At 62.6% G+C, this 6,213-nt stretch carries 4 protein-coding genes; 3 read left to right on the forward strand and 1 reads right to left on the reverse strand.

All coding sequences use genetic code 11. The features are described from left to right. The first annotated feature begins 122 nt into the window (after window positions 1-122). Window positions 123-1,343, forward strand: coding sequence for an ammonium transporter (gene amt / locus FJ222_01000; GenBank protein MBM4163015.1), 1,221 nt, complete (start codon window positions 123-125; stop codon window positions 1,341-1,343). A gap of 318 nt (window positions 1,344-1,661) precedes the next feature. After that, window positions 1,662-3,194: a GAF domain-containing protein gene (locus FJ222_01005; protein MBM4163016.1), complete on the forward strand. Its 1,533-nt coding sequence runs from the start codon at window positions 1,662-1,664 to the stop codon at window positions 3,192-3,194. 95 nt (window positions 3,195-3,289) lie between these two features. Here FJ222_01005 and FJ222_01010 read toward each other — a convergent pair whose 3' ends face one another. Continuing rightward, window positions 3,290-5,374, reverse strand: coding sequence for a TonB-dependent receptor (locus tag FJ222_01010; GenBank protein ID MBM4163017.1), 2,085 nt, complete (start codon window positions 5,372-5,374; stop codon window positions 3,290-3,292). A 518-nt stretch (window positions 5,375-5,892) separates the two neighbouring features. Between FJ222_01010 and FJ222_01015 the strand changes: the two genes are divergently transcribed. After that, window positions 5,893-6,213: DUF4372 domain-containing protein (locus tag FJ222_01015; GenBank protein MBM4163018.1), on the forward strand; the 321-nt coding region annotated here is incomplete at its 3' end.

Raw genomic sequence — 6,213 nt, forward strand, 5'->3', positions numbered from 1 at the left:
CCGGAAGGAACAGGGAGAGAACGATGAGAATCAGCAAATGGATAGTGGCCGCCCTCGGGCTCGGCGCCGCCGCCGGTACGGCATGCGCCGCCGAAGGCGAAGCCCTGACCCCCGACACGGTCATGTTTACGACCAACAACGTCTGGATGATGGTGGCGACCTTGCTCGTGTTCATCATGAACCTGGGTTTCGCCACGGTGGAGACGGGATTGACGCGGGCCAAGAACTGCGTCAACATCCTCTTCAAGAACACGATCATCCCGGCCATCGGCGTGTTGACCTTCGCCGGCATCGGATTCGGGCTCATGTACCCCGGTGATCACTGGTTGGCGGGCCAGTGGCTCGGATTCAAGGGCTTCGGCCTGACATTTCCTGCGAATGGCGCCACGAGCGCCTACAACGCCGGCATGACCTACTGGACGGACTTCCTGTTTCAGGCCATGTTCGCCGCGACCGCCGCCACGATCATCTCGGGCGCCGTGGCGGAACGGGTGAAACTCGGGAGCTTCCTGGTGTTCACGGCGATCTATGTGGCGCTGGTCTACCCGTTTGCCGGGTCGTGGACGTGGGGCGGCGGCTGGCTGGGCGACCGCAACTTTCACGACTTCGCCGGTTCCACCCTCGTGCACTCGGTGGGCGGATGGGGCGCGCTGGCGGGTGTGCTGGTGCTGGGGCCGCGCATCGGACGGTACGTCAACGGCAAAGTGAAGCCCGTGATGGGGCACAGCCTGCCGCTGGCCACGCTGGGCGTGTTCATGCTCTGGCTCGGCTGGTTCGGGTTCAACGGCGGCTCGGTGCTATCGGCGGATCCGGAAGCGGTTTCGCGCGTGCTGGTGACGACCAATCTGGCCGCCTGCGCCGCCATGGTGACCTCGATGCTGACCTCCTGGATCGTCCAGAAGAAGCCGGACCTGACCATGGTGCTCAACGGCTGCCTGGCCGGGCTGGTCGCGATCACGGCCGGCGCCGACGTGGTGACGCCCGGCGGGGCGGTCATGATCGGCCTGATCGCCGGTGTGATCGTCGTGCTGGCGGTGTTTATGTTCGACCGACTGCGCCTGGACGATCCGGTGGGCGCCCTCTCCGTGCACCTGATGAACGGCGTGTGGGGAACCCTGGCGGTGGGCCTGTTCAGCACCGATCCCAAGTTCACGCTGGGCACGCAGGCCCTGGGGGTGCTCGCGTATGGCGCGTTCTGTTTCCCGGTGGCGTGGCTGATCTTCCTCGCCATCAAGAAGACCGTCGGCATCCGGGTCAGCGAAGAAGAGGAACTGCGCGGGCTGGACATCGGCGAGCATGGGCAGGAGGCCTACGGCGGATTCCAGATCTTCAGCAACCAGTAGGCTGCATGAGGCCGGCCAAGCCGTGGCCGACCGTAGACGAGTAGCCGCGTGGGTCCTCAGTGGCCCACGCGGCTCTGCTATTCAGGTCCGTCGGTTGAAAGCATCCTGAAGCGTCCACGGCCCATGCAGGACGAGCAGACAGGATGGTCTTGCCAAGGGGCATGTATGTGGATATGATGCAAGCCGAACAGACGGAACCGGACAGATGTATTTTTTTGATGTGCTTATCATTGGCGCACGTTCGGGCGGATACCCCGCGGCGATCCGGGCCGCGCGTGCCGTGCATGCTGCCTGCATCCACCAGCCCAAGCGACCGTCATGACAGACCGCGCCACACAGGAACTCGCCGTTCTGTACCGCATCTCGCAGGCCCTGCTCCACCGGCAGGCCGTCTCCACCCTGTTGCAGGAGGTGCTCGATATTCTCGAACACGAGATCGGCCTGTCGCACGGCGCGCTATCGTTGCGCAAGCCCGATAGCGATATCTTCGTGATCGAGGCCTCGCGCGGGCTCACCCCGGAGGAGATGCAGCGGGGCCAGTACCGGATCGGGGAGGGAATCACCGGCATGGTCGCGCAGAGCGGCCAGCCGGAGATCGTTCTGGACATCAGCCAGGACCCGCGTTTTCTCAACCGAACCCGCTCCCGCACCGGCAAGAAGACCGCCTTCATCTGCACGCCGATCATCCACAACGGCGTGGTGGTCGGCACGATCAGCACCGACCGGCCGCCGAGCCCTGAGGATGAACTGCGCCGCGACCTCGAATTTCTGATGCTGGTCGGTAATCTGCTGGCCGCCGCCGTAGCGGCGATGAGTGAGAGCATAGCCGAGCGCGACAGCTTGCTCGTCGAGAACGAGCGGCTGCGCCGTCAGCTCGGCAACCGCTACCAGCCCAGCAATCTGGTCGGCAACTCCCGCCTGATGCGCCAAGTGTACGACCAGATCGTTCAGGTCGCCGACAGCGCCGCGACGGTCCTGATCCGCGGCGAATCGGGCACCGGCAAGGAGCTCGTCGCCCGCGCCCTGCACTACGGCAGCGCCCGCCGCAACGGCCCATTCATCGGTGTCAACTGCGCCGCTCTCCCCGAAACCCTCATCGAGAGCGAGTTGTTCGGGCACGAGAAGGGGGCCTTCACCGGCGCACAGCAGCAGCGCAAGGGGCGTTTCGAACTGGCTAATGGCGGCACGCTTTTTCTGGATGAGATCGGCGACATCAGCCCGGCCGTGCAGATCCGCCTGCTGCGCGTGCTCCAGGAGCGCGTCGTCGACCGCGTGGGCGGTGATGTCCCGATCACCGTCAACGTCCGCATCATCGCCGCCACCAACCGTAATGTGGAGGCTGCAATCAAGGAGGGGCGGTTCCGCGAGGATCTCTACTACCGGCTCAACGTCTTTCCCATCTATCTGCCGCCGCTGCGCGAACGGAAGTCCGACATCCTCCTGCTCGCCGAGTTTTTTTTGAAGAAGCACTGCGAGGTCTACGGCAAGAACATCAAGCGCATCTCCACCACCGCCATTAACATGATGATGGCGTATCACTGGCCGGGGAACGTCCGCGAGCTTGAAAATTGCATCGAGCGCGCGGTGCTGACTGCAACCGACGAAGTGATCCACGGCTACTCCCTGCCGCCGACGCTACAGACCAGCGAGGCGACGCACACGGCGTCGCTTCCCGACGACGGCGCCAACTTCCGGACACTGATGGAAAGCTACGAGCGCGAGACCCTCGTGGATGCCCTGAAGAAGCATCGCGGAAACGCTGCTGCGGCTGCCCGATTCCTCCAGGCCACCCAGCGCGTTATCAATTATCGCATCCGGCAGCTCGGCATCGACCCCAAGGCGTATCGCTGACCCTCGGCCCCGGCACCCAACAGATGGCTGCGCGGATGCGCCTCCGCATCCTCACCACTCATTTCATCCGGGCTGCTTTCACGAGATGCGTGTTGCTAGAACGAGTACTCGGCGGACAGAATCAGGTTGCGACCGGGTTCGTTGCTGCCCGAGCCGTGAATGCGGTAATCCTTGTTGAAGACATTCTCGACCGAAGCCACCAACGATACACACTGCTTCAAGCGGTAGCCGACGCGCAGATCCATCACTCCATAGCCCGGCGTGCCGCCCGGCGGAATGCGTTGGGTGTCGCTCTTGTCGGCGGCTGTCAGGCGGTCTTCCCGGTCGGAGGCTCGCGCGGCCGCCTCGGCCCAGAAGTGCCGGTTTGCGCGTGTCCATCGCAGCGCCGTATAGACCGTCATGGGCATGGTGCGGACCGGCTCTGTGATCTTGGTGCCATCCGCATCACGGTAGTCAGTGTATCCCTCCATCCAGGTGAAGCCCGTGCGCACGAGCCACTGCTTGGCCACACGCACCTGCAGTTCGCTCTCGACGCCGTGGACATAACCGCCGCCGCCGTTGATCTTGGTATAGGTCCCGGCCGTGTTCAGGGCCCGACGGATGATGAGATCGCGGATGCTTGTGTGGAAGCAGGCCGCGTGCCACGCCACAGGATCAGCCGTGACACGCGTGCCGATCTCGCCGGTCACGAATGTTTCCGGGTCCAGATTGAGCGCAGGCGTCTCAATGTCGGAACTGCGGCTCACGTCAAACCGGGTCAGATCCGACAGGTTGGGCGCCCGGTAAGCCTGCGCCAGAGACACATACGCCAGCCAGTGGTTCGGGATCAGATGACAGGCCAGACGAAGGTTTCCGGATAGATCAAACCAAGCGGCATTCATCGATGCGGGCGTATGCGGGTCCGTCGCGAAATTCTCGTAGCGGCCGATGTCCGCCAACGCATACGTGGCGCGCGCCCCCGCCGTCAGGTCCCATCGCTCCGCCAGTTTCACGCGGTCCTGCAGGTAGGCCGCCGCCGTATGATAGATCGTGTCGTCTGCAACCGGTCCCTGAATGCCAATGGACTTCAGCGAGCCGTCACTGCGATAGTTGTAGCGGAAGCTGTCAATCCCGTCATGGATGTATTCCATGCCATATGCCCACGTGCCGAGGCCGGTTTCTTTCAGAAGATCGGCACTCATGCCCCAGGTCTGCACATCAAAACCATCCGTTGTTCGGGAGAGATCCTTCTTGGTCACCGCTTTGGTCTCTTCCTGACGCTGGTAATAGAGGGTTGTCTGCAACGTGTCGTAGAAACGGGTCGGCTCACGGTCAACATAACGCAGATAGGTCAGCGTATGATCCTGATCAAAGATGTGCACCGGCTCCGTTCCGACTGCGGTTCCGTGCCACGAGATCCCGTACGGCGTGCGGTGCGTGCGCCAGACATCGTTCTGACCGACACACAGGTGGGCGAAGATCAGTTCGCGATCACCTTTCAGCGCGATCCGCACCTTGGCGTCATAATCCAATTCGTCATAGCCGGTCTTGCGCTGCCGACCCACATGCCTGCCGCCATCGAGGTCGCCAAAATTCCGGTAGGTGGTGCCAAAAAGCCCCGCCCATTGGCCGGTGCCGTATGCGCCCTCGGCGCGTCCAATCACGGAGCGCTCGGCAGTTGCCACGCGCGCCGCCAGGCGTCCGCCCCAAACGTCAGCCCCACCCTTGGGAGCATACTCCGGAAACCGCGTGAAGGCCTGCAGCGTGCCGCCCACCGCATCAGAACCATACAGCGCCGATCCCGGCCCTTTCAGCAGCTCGCATGCGTCGAGCGAGTAGCTATCAACCGTATTCCAATATTGGTTGGCCCCTTCACGGAAAACAGGCGAGTTGAGACGGATGCCGTCCACCAGCATTAGCGTCCGGAAACCGGTGAATCCGCGAATATAGGGCGACCCCTGACCGTAAGAAGTCTTCTGCACCATCACGCCCGGGGTCATATCAAAGGCTTCGGGCAGCGTCCGCGTTTGGTTCTCGTGCAGTTCCTGCGAGGAAATCCGTGTCACAGAGGCCGCCGCCGCGTGGATCGGTTCCGCGACACGCGAAGCCGTCACAATGACTGGCGGCAGATTGGTCACCTCGCCTGCCACCGCCCATCCACACACCCCGACGACACCCAGCACGGTTCCGATTCCACGCATTGAAGACTCTCCTTGTGATGATGATGCGCTGTTAAACGCCCGCCTGCCGCAATCGGTTCAGCACGAGAAACTCCGGGGTACGACGCATTCTGGCTCCTGCGCCAACGCCGCTTGGTCCCGCTGACACTTTCTGGCTGCCGACTCGCTTCCATACCCCACGTCTAACGCCACCGTGCATGGGAAGGCGTCACTCCGGGTATTAATGGTTTGGCATGAGCACGCAGGCATACTGGACACCCCCACCCCGTCGTAGCGCTACAATCTATGCGCGGCTATTCGGCCACAAAACCCGATGGTAATCCGGCCCGATCACCCCAATCGCTACGACGCCACTTTGGGGAAATCTACGATGGGTATTTGGACCGCAACACTTCTGCGTAGCGGTTCCGTTCAACCGTCACAAACCCAACATTGCGTCTTGGGATATCATTATGTAAATTCACTAGCATCCCATAGGCTCAGCCCACGGGCTTAAAAAATGCTGACCGGGCGGCCGAACGCCTGTAACCTACAGGCGCATGAAAACGAACACACGTCGACGGCGCCGCCAAGCGCCCCGCGCCCGCGAAGGCGCGGCAACCCGGCCAACGAGACGTAATCTTACCGGATTCCGGCAGACTTGCAACCTGATTCCCGGACACTTGGTTCAAAAACTGTCGCGTGAGTTCGAGATCGACGCCCGAACATTCAGTGCGAACAGTCACGTGCTCTCGCTGCTCTACACGCACCTGGCGCACACTGACAGCCTGAACGAGACTTGCGACGCGCTGCGCGTGCATGAGGCCGAGTTCATGCGCATGCGCGGGGCGACGTCGCCGGCGCGGAACACGCTCTCCAAC

The organism is Lentisphaerota bacterium (genome assembly GCA_016873675.1).
GTDB lineage: Bacteria > Verrucomicrobiota > Kiritimatiellia > RFP12 > JAAYNR01 > VGWG01.

What these genes read in the sequence shown, in the direction of transcription:
- amt (MBM4163015.1), top strand. Translation starts at nt 123, where the DNA reads ATGTTTACGACCAACAACGTCTGGATGATGGTGGCGACCTTGCTCGTG.
- FJ222_01005 (MBM4163016.1), top strand. Translation starts at nt 1,662, where the DNA reads ATGACAGACCGCGCCACACAGGAACTCGCCGTTCTGTACCGCATCTCG.
- FJ222_01010 (MBM4163017.1), bottom strand. Translation starts at nt 5,374, where the DNA reads ATGCGTGGAATCGGAACCGTGCTGGGTGTCGTCGGGGTGTGTGGATGG.